The 14,175-nt window shown below is 50.1% G+C and carries 8 protein-coding genes; 2 read left to right on the top strand and 6 right to left on the bottom strand.

Going from position 1 to position 14,175, the window contains the following annotated elements:
• The 3 genes from QUA07_RS17715 to QUA07_RS17705 all read right to left on the bottom strand — a co-directional run.
• Positions 1-1,291 (bottom strand): calcium-binding protein (locus tag QUA07_RS17715; RefSeq protein WP_333327317.1); only part of this gene is annotated, 1,291 nt, incomplete at its 3' end.
• Positions 1,292-1,325: 34 nt separating this feature from the next.
• Positions 1,326-4,592, bottom strand: a complete 3,267-nt coding sequence (locus QUA07_RS17710) for an Ig-like domain-containing protein (RefSeq protein ID WP_333327314.1) — start codon at positions 4,590-4,592, stop codon at positions 1,326-1,328.
• A 379-nt stretch (positions 4,593-4,971) separates the two neighbouring features.
• Entirely contained in the window at positions 4,972-7,182 is a 2,211-nt protein-coding gene (locus QUA07_RS17705; protein WP_333327311.1) for a recombinase family protein, read from the bottom strand.
• 52 nt (positions 7,183-7,234) lie between these two features.
• On the opposite strand from QUA07_RS17705, the gene QUA07_RS17700 reads away from it, so the two are divergent.
• A complete protein-coding gene (locus tag QUA07_RS17700) occupies positions 7,235-8,599 on the top strand; it encodes a proton extrusion protein PcxA (RefSeq protein WP_333327308.1) in 1,365 nt (454 codons plus the stop codon).
• Positions 8,600-9,250: 651 nt separating this feature from the next.
• On the opposite strand, the gene rodA is transcribed toward QUA07_RS17700, so the two are convergent.
• The 3 genes from rodA to QUA07_RS17685 all read right to left on the bottom strand — a co-directional run bounded on the left by rodA (position 9,251) and on the right by QUA07_RS17685 (position 13,660).
• Complete coding sequence (rodA, locus tag QUA07_RS17695; protein ID WP_333327306.1) at positions 9,251-10,510, bottom strand: rod shape-determining protein RodA; 1,260 nt, start codon at positions 10,508-10,510, stop codon at positions 9,251-9,253.
• 329 nt (positions 10,511-10,839) lie between these two features.
• Positions 10,840-11,187 carry a VOC family protein gene (locus QUA07_RS17690; RefSeq protein ID WP_190661613.1) on the bottom strand — a complete coding sequence of 116 codons (348 nt, stop codon included), beginning with the start codon at positions 11,185-11,187 and terminating at the stop codon, positions 10,840-10,842.
• Positions 11,188-11,248: 61 nt separating this feature from the next.
• A complete protein-coding gene (locus tag QUA07_RS17685) occupies positions 11,249-13,660 on the bottom strand; it encodes a tetratricopeptide repeat protein (protein WP_333327303.1) in 2,412 nt (803 codons plus the stop codon).
• Between the two features lie 214 nt (positions 13,661-13,874).
• Here QUA07_RS17685 and QUA07_RS17680 point away from each other — a divergent pair, with 214 nt between their 5' ends.
• Positions 13,875-14,081: an NfeD family protein gene (locus tag QUA07_RS17680; protein ID WP_333036967.1), complete on the top strand. Its 207-nt coding sequence runs from the start codon at positions 13,875-13,877 to the stop codon at positions 14,079-14,081.
• Positions 14,082-14,175 lie beyond the last annotated feature (94 nt).

Raw genomic sequence — 14,175 nt, 5'->3', positions numbered from 1 at the left:
GATTCGTGGTTGTCCCCTCAATGGTGAAGGGATTGTCGTTTACGCGCGGTATTTGAGCTGTAGTGAACCTAGATTCATCTAGCGAGTTTGATCGAACATCAATCAACACCGCCAAAAATTCCCCAGTTCGCCTGTCCCTAATAATCGTGTTGCTAGAATTCGAGCCTTGGCCCTGGAAAATTTCTAACTCTGTAAAGTTCAGACCTCCAGCCAGACCGATCGAATCTCCCGCATTAAAATCTCTAATTACATCAGCATCGCCGACTTCGCGGCCGCCAGTAGTGAGAAACCCGTTGCCACCAGGCGACGTGCCCACCCTACCCAGAACAAAGATATCCGATCCGTCGCCTCCTGTCAGAGTATCCGAGCCGCGATCGCCCGAAAGAATATCATCCCCAGCATCTCCAGACAAAGAATCATTGCCGTCGCCCCCGAAGATCAGGTCATCACCCTCGCCGCCGTCACCAGTATCGTTACCAACACCACCGGTGATGACATCCCCGCCCTCCTGGCCCAACAAAATATCATTGCCCCCAGCGCCGATCAGGCAGTCGTTACCCGTGTCGCCAAAAACAGTGTCACTGCCCTTGTCGCCAAAAATCAGGTCGTCCTCGCCACCACCGCGCAGACAGTCATTGCCTTTACCGCCGTACAGCGAGTCGTTGCCTTCAGCACCCAAGACAAGATCGTTGCCCTGGTCGCCAAAAGCTACGTCACCGCCCTCGTCGCCAGAAACCAAGTCATCGCCTTTGCCGCCCCGCGCCGTGTCATTGCCACGCCCGCCCTCAACAATATCTTTACCAGCCCCGCCGTTGAGAGAATCGTTACCGTCTTCGCCCCTGAGTAGATCGTCTCCGTCCCGACTCAGAAGCGTATCGTCGCCGGCCCCCCCGGAAATCGTGTCATTGAACAAGCTGCCGATTAAATAGTTACTGCCGTCATTTGCGACAACTAAGCCATCGACAAAAAGTGGCTCTGGGGGAGGCGTGGGAACTGTCAGAGGTGGCCGCGGCACAGGCGTGACCGAAATGTCCGGGCCCGTCCCCATCATCATCGGCGGCTCCGTCCCCGTCATCATCGGCGGCTCCGTCCCCGTCATCATCGGCGGCTCCGTCCCCGTCATCATCGGCGGCTCCGTCCCCGTCATCATCGGTGGCTCCGTCCCCGTCATCATCGGCGGCTCCGTCCCCGACGACGGCGTAGGCTGCGGCACCGTCCCGCTATCCAAACTATCCTCGTTCTCATCGGGTAGCCGCCCTTCGAGAAAAATTAGTGGTACTGCACTTGGCATTGTTCCGACTCCTTGCGACGCTACTCAAAAACTACTAAATAAACTTAAAGTCAGATGCAGTAATGACGGTGCTGAGCGCTCCGGGCACTGTAGGAATAGAATTCAACACTGCCAAATCGAAAGCTGGGAGACTGTCATCTGCCACATTCGGGTCAAATCCGAGAACGTACTTGTTAAAAGTATTGTTCAGGTACACGAAGAAAGCTCCCGTTTGGCTCGAACCGTTTTGATTCTTCAACACTGCATTTATTGCTTGAGCGTTGTCAAATTTAGATTCAAACAAAATGACTGATTGCTTGCTAATGTTGTCGCCGCTAGACCCGATATTCCTGACGATAAAACTGGTGAAATCGAGAGTAGTTCCTGAGTTGGTTAAACCTGCGAAATTTGACGATCTGAACAAAAATCTGTCGGTCTCGCTGCCGTTAGCGTTAAAGTCAGCAATCACGTCCACGCCTTCGCTGGGAGTTTCGTAGTAGAAGAAATCATTGCCAGCATCGCCCGTGAGCAAGTCAGAACCGTTGCCACCGCCCAAAATGTCATTGCCTGCACCGCCGGAAAGCGAGTCGTTGTCATCGCCGCCCAATACCAAGTCATTGCCGAAGGCGCCGCTGAGACAGTCGCTGCCGGCACCGCCGTCGAGAGTGTCGTCGCCCGCTTGGCCGTCGAGGGAGTCGCTGCCGGCCTCGCCCAACACGTAGTCATTGCCGGAACCTCCGAGTCCCGTGTCGTTGCCTTCTCCACCCAAAATCGTGTCATCGTTGTCGCCGCCCAAGATGGAATCGTTATTGATACCGCCGTCGAGCAAGTTTCTGCCCAATCCACCGTCGAGGATGTCGTCGCCGGCACCGCCGTCGAGGGAGTCGTCGCCAATGCCACCAAGTAAGGTGTCGATCCCAGCGCCACCAAGTATCGAGTCGTCGCCGGATTCTCCCAACATCGAGTCATTGCCTGTTCCGCCGTCAATGGTGTCGTTGTTGTCACCGCCCAAGAGGTTGTCATTGTCATTGCCGCCGAACATCAGGTCGTTGCCCAGTCCGCCGATCAGCGAGTCTATGCCGTCTTCGCCGTCAACGGTGTCGTTGCCGAGTCCGCCGTCGAGGATGTCGTTGCCGATCGCACCCACCAGCGAGTCGTTGCCTGCTTCACCGAATACGAGGTCGTTGCCGCCACTGCCATCCATGATGTCGTTGCCGTCGCCCCCAGAGAGGGTATCGTCGCCGACCCCGCCGAGGATGAAGTCGCTGAGGTTGCTGCCTGTAAAGCTGCTGGCCGGGAGTGCGCTGCGATCGACAATATTATCTACCACCGTGATGCTGAAGGATGCCGGCCCGATAGTTGCAGACCCGTCGGAGGCTGTAAAGGTGAAACTGTCGCTGCCACCTTCTGCCAGCAAGTTGTATTTGACGATGTTGTTGTTGATATCGTCTTGGCTGAATTTGCCGCCGACGTTGAGAAAGGTGCTACCCCTTTGGACAAAACCTCTGGTAGCATCGGGGGCTTTAGTAATCGTGTAAACGATTTCCAAGGGGCTGTTGTCGGGATCTGTGACTAACAAATCGGCGGCAGTAATTGTTTGGGTAGGATTACTTTTGGCAACCACCACACCGTCGTTAATTATTAGCTGCGGCGGGCTACTGACGTTGATGGTTACTACCGCCTTACTTGTGCCGCCGCTGCCGTCTGAGATCGAGTAGCTGAAGCTGTCAGTACCCGAGAAGCCCGGATTCGGGGTGTATTTGAATACGCCGCCGCCCACGGGAACCAGGCTCCCTTTGCTTGCTGGAGCAAAAGTCGTGACAGTCAGAGCGCTTTGTTCCTGGTCAGTGTCGTTCAACAGAACGTTGAAACTGAGTTCTTGACCCGCAACCGTGGTGAAGTTGTCGTTAACTGCTCTTGGAGGTTGGTTAAAGATAGGCGTCGGCGGTGTCGGCGGCGTCGGACTTCCTGTCGGCGTCGGACTTCCTGTCGGTGTCGGCGACCCGGGGAACATCGGCACCGGCTCGTCTGGCGGCGTTGGTGTCGGTGTTGGCGTCGGTGTTGGCGTCGGTGTCGGCGTCGGTGTCGGCGTTGGTGTCGGACTGTTTGTCGGCGTCGGTGTCGGCGTTGGTGTCGGGGTCGGCAGGGGAAGCGGAGTTGCGCTGCCGGGAACTGTGGGGGCAATTACAAATGAGCTTCGCCCTAGGGTTCTGCTGTCTACTCCGGGCAATACTGCTAAAAAGTCGCCGCTGACGCCGTTGCGAATAATCGTACTGCCGGCTTTGGTCTCAGTGCTTTGGAAGATTACCAAATCTTCAAACTTGAGGTCGCCACTTAACCCGATTAAATCTTCGCCTTGGCGAAAGTCTGTGAAAATGTCGGCATCGGCGAGATCGGGGCCGCCTGTGGTGATAAATGCCGCGTTAGTGCCGTCGCTGCTGCCGCTGGGGGAACTGAATGCACCGATGACGAAGACATCTCTGCCTTCGCCTCCTGCCACTACGTCTTTGCCTGCTTCGCCCCAAATAACGTCGTTGCCAGCACCGGCGTCCACGATGTCGTCGCCCTCACCGCCGAATACTATGTCATCGCCGTCGCCGGCAAAAATTGTGTCCCCGCCGGCGTTTCCGTAGAGCCAGTCGCCTCCTTCGTTGCCAAATAGCAAGTCTTCGCCGTCGCCACCGAAGAGCGAGTCGTTGCCTTGGTCGCCCCACAGAATGTCGTCACCTCGATCGCCCAAAAAGCTATCGTCGCCAGAACCGCCACGCAAGCTGTCGCTGCCTTTGCCGCCGTAAGCCGTGTCTCTGCCTTCGCCTCCGATTACCGTGTCGTTGCCGTCATTGCCATACAGCAGGTCGGGGTTATTTCCCCCGTCGAGGGAGTCGTTGTCTTTGCCTCCGTACAGGGTATCCAGTCCTGAACCGCCATCAAGAACGTCGTTGCCCTCATTGCCGAACAGCACGTCGTCATCGTCGTTGCCAAATAGTAAATCGTCGCCTCCGACTCCTTGCAAGGTGTCGTTGCCTTGCAGCCCGGAAATCACGTCGGGGCCGGGACTGCCAGCTAAGGAGTCGTTGCTTTCTGTGCCGCGGACTACGCCGCCGATGATTGCGGGCGACGTACCTTGGCCTCCGCCCAATGTGTCGTCTATGCCGCCAAAGGTGTCGTCCCCGGAGGGAGGTGGTGTTGGTGTTGGAGTCGGAGTTGGCGTCTCTGGTGTCGGCGTCTCTGGTGTCGGCGTCTCTGGTGTTGGCGTCTCTGGTTCTGGTTCTGGTGTTGGTGTAGGTTCTGGTATAATTACTAATGGCACTGCACTTGGCATTATTTTGGCTCCTTTAAACGACGATCCCGATTAACTTTAAGAACTGATTAGTATCAGTTTGTTGCCACAAATCCGGCTTAAAATTGATTAATAACCCCATCATTTCTAACATACTAAATCAAAACTGCAACTGCTATAGATATTTTTTAAGCTGGGCATCTTTTGATCCCAAAATATTAATGATTGCACGTTTTGATGCCTAGGTTGGGTATACTTTAATATCGCGCCATTTCGATAGAACCTAGAAGTCGCGCTTGGAGTCAGCCCAGTGTATTTATCCCGAATCCGAAAAAATAAAAATCTTCGCCGTCATAATTTTTTCTTCCCGAATGTCGAATGCTGAATACAGATGTGCCTCTTGCCTGCAGAAGCGAATGCCTTATGCTGACTGCTGACAAGAAACAGAGCTGTTAATTAGGGGCAGAAGCGGCCCGGTTTGTTCTTGTCCACTGACGGATAGTTCGCTGTGGCACAGGTAAAGCAGGGAACAGCGACTTAACAAATCTAGCAGAATTCGCCGCAGTCGCTGTTGGTCGGCCGCTGTTTCCTCTTCGGTTTCCCAGGGACGCCCCAGTTGCGATCGCAAAAATAAGGGAGCACCAAACAATGTCGCCGCACCGCCACTCAGCCACAGGGGCGAGCCGGCATCCAGCCAAAAGTGCCATTTGTGGGCGCGGCGGCTGCTGCGGTACTGGAAGATGTTGGCGAGGGTGACGGCTCTGGCTGCTGGGCCTTCTGGACGCACTGGAAAGGGGTTGGCGGTGACGGTTCCTTGGCGCAACAATTGGATGAACCGGGCGATCGTTTCTGAGTCGCCACCGTTTGTTGGTTCAACGCGCTGCATTCGCCCGTTGATTTCCCAGTAGTGGGTGGCGGTTTCCATTAACTCGCGCAGGGCTGCTAGCCGATCGTAGGGCAGGTATCTGTCGTTCATGAGAAATTTCTGGATTGCTCGATCGAGTAGGGCAATTGGACTCGGCAACAGCCGCTCCTGCTGTTGCGATCGCTGTTGTTCGATCCACTCGACAATGTGCTCGTAGGCCCTGGCTGCTCGGTGTCCCAGTCTGTCCCACCGGGGAAAGGCTGTAATTGGCAGCAATTGAGGTTGATCGATATCTGGACAAAAACAGTGATCTGCGATTAAACCTGCTCTCACTTGGTCGATCGATTTTTGATTGTGAATTTGAGATTTTAGATTGAATGTCGAGTTGGAATCTTCTGTTTCCAATGAAGGGTGTTTCTGGCTACCTAAAATTACCAGCATTTCGGCTGCGCCGTCTCGATCGACTAAACGGCCGAGTCCCGGATAAACTAACGCTAACAAAGTGAGTAAAGCTCGAATCTCTGGGGTAGTCGAGAGCGGCCGCTGATCGTTGAGAGATACGGCGGCAATATTATCTCGCGCCAGAATTTCCGTTAAACTGTAACGGGCGATCGCATCCATCCCAGGGGCAATTACGGCGATTTCCTGCGGTTCCACGGCTTGTGATTTCACCGCATCGACGATGATTTCGGCGGTTTCTCGCAGCAGTTGAGCCCGGGAAGTGGTTTGGAGCGATCGAACTTTACCGGGCAAACTCAAGCCTAAAGGATAAAAACCCTCAGAATTAACTGCTAAACTTACCGCTAAATCTCCAATCTCTGCAGCTAAACCCGCTTTTGCGTCCAAATTTTCCACGCTTTGACAGCGGTCTTCGAGTTGGGCTAGGTATTCCGTGTCAGCCCCCAAGCCCAAACGCACTCCTCCATCTGAATTGTAGGAGAACGCCCCCGCTGCATCTTGGTCGAGCATTCGATCGAATAAATGGCGACTTATCGCCGGATAATCGTCAACATCGTCTGCGATCACAGCTTGGTATCTAGAGGCCAAATGCTGCTGGTAACTGACATCCGGCAACAAATAGCGCCAGTAGAGTTCGCAAACAATCCCGTAAGTCAGGAGCCCCCGCGTCAAGCACCATTCCCGCCACCTTTCCAGCAACTCTCCCATGCTAGTCCACAGGTTGGTCGAGCCGCCCTCCCCAGCAAATCCCTGTTCTAGAATGCTGGGAATCTCTTCTCTCGGTGTACCGCTGACAGCAGCAAGTTGTAATAAGTCTAGTGTTCGACGCACCATTCGGTTTGGACTTACCCCTGTTTTTTGCAAAATGCCTTCGTCTAGTTCGCGACGCCAGAGTCTCGCGGCAAGTTCCAGTTCTGTTTCAGGTTGCAGTCGCAAGGGAAATTGAGCCCTCAAATCCAGCGACTGAACTAGCAGGGGCCAAAATAACAATACCTCCTGCTCAAAAAAACCGAAGGGTGTGGTGGAGTGAAAGGTATATTTTCCTTGGGTAGCGACGGCGATGCGATCGGCTAATTCTAGCCGGTTGTCTCCGTTAGCTGCTAAGACTAAAATTGCTGGGGCAGTTTGTCCAGCCCGCCGCCGCCCGGAGCTCGATCGCCCTGAAACTGTTGCAGGCAGAGGCTTGACAGTTTTGCTCCAAATGCAGAACTGCTCGACTAAGCGAGTGGTTTTGCCGCTGCGGGCAGATCCGACAATCCAAATTGAATCTTCGGTGGCCGTTCTCAATTTATGTAAATTTGTTACCATACCGTGAATACTTTAATCACTAATGTCTACAGCCAACTAACCAGCTTTAGCTATGAATACTTCTCCGTGGAACAGGATTGTAAAATATCTCTACAGCCTTCACCAATGGTATCGAGAAACCCCTGAGAGGGCTCTAGAACAGGCCTACGATGCTGCGTTAGCAATTAAGGCGATCGAAGACGAGCATTTTGGCGGTCAAGGAATCTCTGAGCGATCGGGAGATTACGGACAAAGCACCCTGTCTTACTTTAAATCCGAACTGGAAAAATACCTCAAGGTTATTCAAACCCGAATGGTTGAGTTTAATGCTAGCCGTTCTTTTTTGGAACTGCCGGAGCGAGTGGGAGCTAAACCCAAAACGGGGCACAGCGCTGATTATCACCAGCACGGATTACATCTCAACAATAAAGATAGAGAATCCCTTATATTTGAGAAGCTAGAGTTTATTGATGGAGTCATCGACAAGTATATTAATAATAGTAGATCAACGGCAATTGTTCCGGTTGTCAGTTCAGTAAATGTGCAGACAAAATCTACAAATAGCAGTTCTCCACCTGACTCCAAAAATAAAGGTTCAGCTAATTCTGTTCACATTCACGATGGTGAGGTTGACACTAACTATGAAGAAGTCAATTTATTACCGCGATCGCTTTTGGGGACTTTGAATCGAATCACTAAAGATTTAGACCCTGGAGCTGAAAAAGAAGTAGTTAAGAATTTCCGCAATTCCAAAGTCAAAACAATTATTTCTCTGAGATTTATTTTGCTTTTGATTTTAGTTCCGCTGTTGACAAATCAAATTGCCAAAAACTTTCTTGTCGGCCCGATAGTTGACCATTTTAGAGGTCAAGAAAAGGCCCCACTTTTCATAAATGTTAACCTCGAAGAAGAAGCATTCCAAGAACTGGAGAGATTTGAGCAGAACCTCAAATTTAAAAGGTTAATAGGCGCTGCTCCGTCGCTTTCTTTAGAAGAAACGGAAAAGAAGATTGCCGAGAAAGCAGTTGAGCTAGCGGAGGAATACCGCGCTGAAAGTGGTGGAGCTATTAAAAATATTTTTGCCGATTTGATTTCCTGCATGGCATTTGTCGCGATTATCGTCACTAACAAGAAAGAGATTGAGATTTTAAAGTCTTTCATGGACGATGTGATTTACGGCCTCAGCGACAGTGCGAAAGCTTTCGTAATTATTTTGTTTACGGATGTGTTTGTCGGATTCCACTCGCCTCACGGTTGGGAAGTAATTCTCGAAGGTTTATCGAGGCATTTGGGACTGCCAGAAAATAGGCAGTTCATATTTTTGTTCATTGCAACGTTTCCTGTGATCTTGGATACGGTATTTAAATATTGGATATTCCGTTATTTAAACCGGAGTTCGCCTTCGGCTGTTGCTACGTACAAGAATATGAACGAGTAATCAGAGGCGAAGGAAGTTCGGCAACGGATTCGCTTTCTTCGGATGTAGCGGATGTAAAGGATAGAAGGAAGTTCGGCAACGAGCAATGTACGGGATGTAACGGATGTAAAGGATAGAAGGAAGTTCGGCAACGAGCAATGTACGGGATGTAAAGGATAGAAGGAAGACGGAAGTTCGGCAACGAGCAATGTACGGGATGTAAAGGATAGAAGGAAGACGGAAGTTCGGCAACGAGCAATGTACGGGATGTAAAGGATAGAAGGAAGACGGAAGCAGGAAGACGGAAGAAAAAAAAAAGATGTAATAATAGCAATGGTTTCAGGCATTAATAACTTGCTGAGTAGGGCGTCCACTGCACACTGAGTGGCTTACTCATAGCGCATAAAACCATTTATTGTTTGCGTCAGGAGTGGTTTAATTAAGTTGATCTACTTAAGCTGTTGGGCCTCTAAATTTTATTTTTGGGCGGGTTTTCGCGCACACCACACAATAATTTTATCAAACTTGACAGTGATCAAGGCTCGGCTCAGGAACCGTAAAATTTAGATGCGCCTTGGCAGATGGAAAAAAAATGCGATCGCCCGCAGAATTTCTCGAAAGAAATCAAAAGGGCGATCGCATTCCCAAAACTCATTAGCCATTACCAATGACCTAATTCCAACGCTTCTTGCGCTGTCGCTGGCTGGCCACCGCCTCCACCAGCCCCAGGGCGAGAAAATTACTCAGCAGCGACGCATTCCCGTAACTTAGGAAAGGCAGCGGAATGCCCGTAACCGGAGCCAAGCCAATGTTCATCCCAATATTGACGAATACCTGAAAAATCAACATTGACAGTACGCCGATTGCCAGCAAAGAACCAAAATTATCGTTAGCAGTTTGAGCGATCGTCACCAACCGGAAACAAATTATCCAGAATACCAACAACACGCTAATACAGCCAATAAAACCCAATTCTTCGCCAATAGCTGAAAAGATAAAGTCCGTATGCTGTTCGGGAATAAAGTTAAGCTGAGTTTGCGTTCCCTGAAACAAACCCCGGCCCTTCAGTTCCCCAGCGCCAATAGCAATCCGAGATTGAATCAAGTGATATCCGCTGCCTAAAGGGTCTTTCTCGGGGTTTAAAAACCCTGTCAGACGCATTTTTTGATAATCCTTGAGCACATTCCAAAAAATATGTCCGAGGTGTCCAGAAACAACGTTCACCAACACAGCACCGAAAGTGCCTAACCAGGGCCAAGGCAGGGTTCGCCAAGCAATAATACCGGCAACAACTACCCAGGCTATCCAAATCGGTGTAGACAGGTTATTGAAGAGAACTGAGATGAGAGGAGAGAATAGCAATATTAGCCAGCCGGGATTGACATTACCCCAGTAAAACATCCCCATTGTGATTGCGCCGAAGACTAAGGAAGTACCTAAATTTGGTTCGGCAAAGATCAATCCCCAGGGTACAGCCATAATCGCCAGCATCCTCAACATATTACCCACCGTGGGGACAGTCTTGTCGTGCAGGAGAGCTGCTAAAGTGACAATCATGCCTACTTTGGCAAATTCTGAGGGTTGCAGGTAGAAGCCGCCGATGTTGATCCACCGCTGGGCACCGAGCCCTGTAGTACCGATAAACCGCACTGCGATCAGGGACAAATTGATTAATATGTAAATCAGCCATTTCCACTCAAGCAGTATTTGGTAGCGACAGCGGGAAATGATGATGGCGAGGAACAAACCGACTGCCCCAGTTACCCAGTGCCGCCACCAGTCGATCAGCCCCTGGTTGATTTCGACGCTGCGGATCATGACTCCCCCAAAGATGGTGAGGGCGATGCAAGCGCCAAACAGCCAAGGGTCTGCTTCTTCCCAGGGTTTGAAAATTGATTTCCAGCGGTTTCTGACTTGTATTCTCTGCAACATGAGGATTTTAGATTTTAGATTTTAGATTTTAGATTATCGAGCCGATTTTCGGAAGTTGTGGATATATTTCGCATTCACAGCCTGCACCTTACTTGAGAAGCCTCGGTGTGAGTACCTCAGATTATTCGGGGAGTTGTAGGGATGTTCCGGGAACGGAAGAAGGAACGCCCAACCGGGTATCTGGATATTCTATTTTTTTCTGGGCGCTTACTTAATTTAGTTCGCCCACGTGGTCAGAAACCGGGTTTTTGTCGATAAGACGCACTGCAAATCGCAGAAACCGCTAAAAACCCGGTTTCTTGGGTTTTGATCCGCAAGTCCGAGAATCGTCAGGCCGGTTCGTAAAGATATTCAAAACCGTTCCCATCTGGATCTCTGCCGTAAAAAGATGCAGTACCGTCGCGGTGTTCGTGAATGTGGGTGACGGAAACACCATCGGCTTTGAGTTGTTCGTAGGCGGATTCCATTTCGGTACGATCGTCAAATACAAAGCCAAAATGCGGCCCTGCTTGGTCGTAACTCGGACTCAACAGCGCCAATCCGTCCTCTCCTGCTTTCAAATAAGCCCAGTCTGCATCTTTCCAGACTAACTCCATACCCAAGTTGCGGTAGAATTCAGCAGACTTCTCTATGTCTTGCACGCAGACGGCTACGTGTCCCAATCGTTTTAGTTTCATATCTACAAAGTTTATGGTTGTTCTTTCATTTATTGTATCTATTTTCTGATTTGTTGCTCGATTAATTAGGTATTTTTTCTGTTTTTTTTGTTGCGGCTAACTGTACTTTTTCTACTTGTTTGCTAGCGTCCATTTCGCTGAACAGTTGAATGGCGCGCTCAAAATTTTCTTCACTTTTCTCGGTGTTACCAAGTTTTTGTTCTGTTAGTGCTAGTTGATAGCAAGCTTCGGCTCGGTCTAATTTAGCGCTGGCTCGAGCGAGTATTTCTATTGCTTCTGCATGGTGCTGCAGGGCTTGGTCAACTTCTCCCTGTTCTCGGTACAGCGCTGCTATACCGCTGAGAGCTTTGGCTTTGATGGTGCTGTACTGGTTTTGGTCGGCTTGGGCGATCGCTTGGCGGTACAAACTCAAAGCTTTCTCTGTCTCTCCCAGGTTTTGATAGGTGGCGGCGAGAAAAACTAACTTGTATCCCGTACCCACCAACTGACTGTTTTCCCGATCGGCATAAAGTTTTTCGGCGAGTTCTTCCGCCTCTTTTTTTGCTCCCACACAGGAGTTGAGGAAAGCTAACCCGACATTGATCGAATAGCTATTAATCCCGATTTCGTCCCGCGAAGTTTTCAGCTTGACAAATATCTCCATAGCTGATTCTAATTCGCCCATTTCTATTTGACAAAAACCTATATTAATTGCAGCGTTAACTTTCCAGAATTCGAGATTAGCTTGTTTGCCGTTTTCCGGGTCGCTGCTTTTCGCTAGAATTTGCAAAGATTTAGTGGCTTTTATTTCTGATATTTGATGGCATTCTATGGCTTGATTTATTTCGCCTAAGATCCGGTAACAAATGCCTAAAATACTGTATAAGCCGCTCAAATAATAATCAGAAGTCACATTGTTGACGATGCGAGTAGTGGCTGAAATTATGGGCTGCAAGAAACCTAATTTGTAGAGCGCTCTACCCAGCTTGTAATCTTTGGCAAACTGGATATTGATTTTTTTGAGGATGACGCTAGCGGCCTGGTCGAAACAGCTAATTGCCACATAATGATAGTAAGCTTCAAAAGCTTTCAGCGCATCTTCTACCGTTTCAATATTTTCAACACTCTCTGTCCAGAACTCGGCGGCTTTGCGGTTTGCAGTCTCCCAGTCTCCGGGGGAGAGCCGATCGACCGCTTCTTCGCGCATTGCTGGATGCAGCCAGTATTCGCCCTTCTGAGACTCGACTAGCGATCGGTGCAACAGCGATTTAATGATTTGTCGCCGTCCGGCTTCGGGCGCGTCCCACAGCAAACACAAAAGTCCGTCAGTAGGGACTGTCGGCACATCTTGATAGCGGTAACAGCCCAAGCGACACAGGAGTTGATAGGCTTCCGAATCGAGTTCTTGCAGGCGGTTAAACTGACTGGTAACTAAATTTTTTAAGTCTGTTTCAAGGAGCGGATCTTCACTGTTTTCTAGCCAGTAAGCTGCCATATCTCCGTCAAAATCTTCTCGGATCGTGCCGCAAATAATGCCCATTGCTTTAGCATTGCCGCCGTAAACTTTGTGCATTTCCTTGAGGGCGACATCATCTATATTGATATTGCGGGCGCTAAAAAACTGCCGCCAAACTTCAACTTCCAATCCCGGAAGCAGGTAGTGTTCTACGGTGACATCAGAATCGCACAGTCGATCGCGACTGGTAATCAGCGTTACCGACTGCACCGCTGCGTCAGCCAAAACTCGCAACAGTTCCACGTAAAGCCGGTGCGGTTCAATAAACTTACCTTGTCCGTCGAGTGCGGCTTCCAAATTGTCAATTAATACGCCGACTTTGTGAGTCTGAAGCTGCCGTTTCAACCGCCCCAAGGTGACGCCAAAGTCGGGCCCTGGTTCTTCCTGAAAGTCTTGCTTGAGCCATTCTTCGATCGCGCTTTCCAATGCTGTGATATTCTCTGTCTCTTTTGCCATCAACAGTTCAATTACGCGATCGAACCCTTGAGATTTGAGATACTCTCTGGCCAAAGTCGTTTTGCCCATACCGCCGGCACTTTGGATGACAATCACTTTAGCACCTTGGGCGACAAGAGTATTGAGATCTTCGATCGCCCCGAAGCGGCCCAAAAAGTTCGGGTTTTCGATTTCCAAATCCGCATCAAGTCCGAGAGATACTTGGGCCGGAACAGTTTGTCCCGACTGCGGTTCTAGTTTCGAGTAGCTGCGCCAATACCGTTCTACAACGGCTTGAAGGTTGTCTCTTTTGACTTTTTCGCCTTCTCCAAACAGCGCTGAAAGTCGCTTCCACAAATTAGAGGCAGCATCCTTAACAGTCCCTACTCCATACCCTTCACTATCTGCAACCTGTTGGTACGTCCTGCCTTGCACGCCTTGCCAAGCTTCGCGAAAGATCGCGCTGTCAAGGTTGTCGAGAGTTTTCAGGTTTCGAGCCACAAGTAACGAGTTGGTAAAATCCAGTGCACGATCGGCTTCCATTTAGTCACCAGGTTTAGCGTTACCCATCTGAGACAACTTTAACAGACTTTTTCCGACTCGCTTACACCCTCAAACAGTGGACTTGTATAGACTTTTACCGACTGACACGGCCGAGGTTGGCAGGGGATACTGTTGAGTGTGGAGGGGAAGTTGACAAACAAGCTTCTAACTTACACACAGATCGAGTCGAGTTTATATTCTGGAGCAAGCAGCTATGTCTATTAACGATGTTGAAACAGCGATCGTAGATGAACAAATCCGCCCTCAAGAATGCGGCCGGGTTCGTTTCCAAAACAGTTGGTGGCCGGCGAAGTGCGATCGAGACATGACTTTTGAACCCGGTGAGGTGGTTCGCGTCGTGGGAATTGAAAACATTACTTTGATCGTTGCAGCGTCGTTTGCGATCAATTCTGAAAGTTAAGGCAAATATATAATCAGCAATACTCCGGACAGTTTTTAAGCAGCCAGAGTACCATAAGACAAGACTGAAGGAAGGTTAGGGTGATTTAAAATCA

The sequence above is a fragment of the Microcoleus sp. T3_A4 genome, assembly GCF_036700465.1.
Lineage (GTDB): Bacteria > Cyanobacteriota > Cyanobacteriia > Cyanobacteriales > Microcoleaceae > Microcoleus.
The sequence above is the reverse complement of the archived record's forward strand: the minus strand, read 5'-3'. Positions and strand labels throughout refer to the sequence as shown.

Bases quoted from the DNA above. Each gene is read 5' to 3' on its own strand.
- QUA07_RS17710 (WP_333327314.1), bottom strand. From the start codon at position 4,592: ATGCCAAGTGCAGTGCCATTAGTAATTATACCAGAACCTACACCAACA.
- QUA07_RS17705 (WP_333327311.1), bottom strand. From the start codon at position 7,182: ATGGTAACAAATTTACATAAATTGAGAACGGCCACCGAAGATTCAATT.
- QUA07_RS17700 (WP_333327308.1), top strand. From the start codon at position 7,235: ATGAATACTTCTCCGTGGAACAGGATTGTAAAATATCTCTACAGCCTT.
- rodA (WP_333327306.1), bottom strand. From the start codon at position 10,510: ATGTTGCAGAGAATACAAGTCAGAAACCGCTGGAAATCAATTTTCAAA.
- QUA07_RS17690 (WP_190661613.1), bottom strand. From the start codon at position 11,187: ATGAAACTAAAACGATTGGGACACGTAGCCGTCTGCGTGCAAGACATA.
- QUA07_RS17685 (WP_333327303.1), bottom strand. From the start codon at position 13,660: ATGGAAGCCGATCGTGCACTGGATTTTACCAACTCGTTACTTGTGGCT.
- QUA07_RS17680 (WP_333036967.1), top strand. From the start codon at position 13,875: ATGTCTATTAACGATGTTGAAACAGCGATCGTAGATGAACAAATCCGC.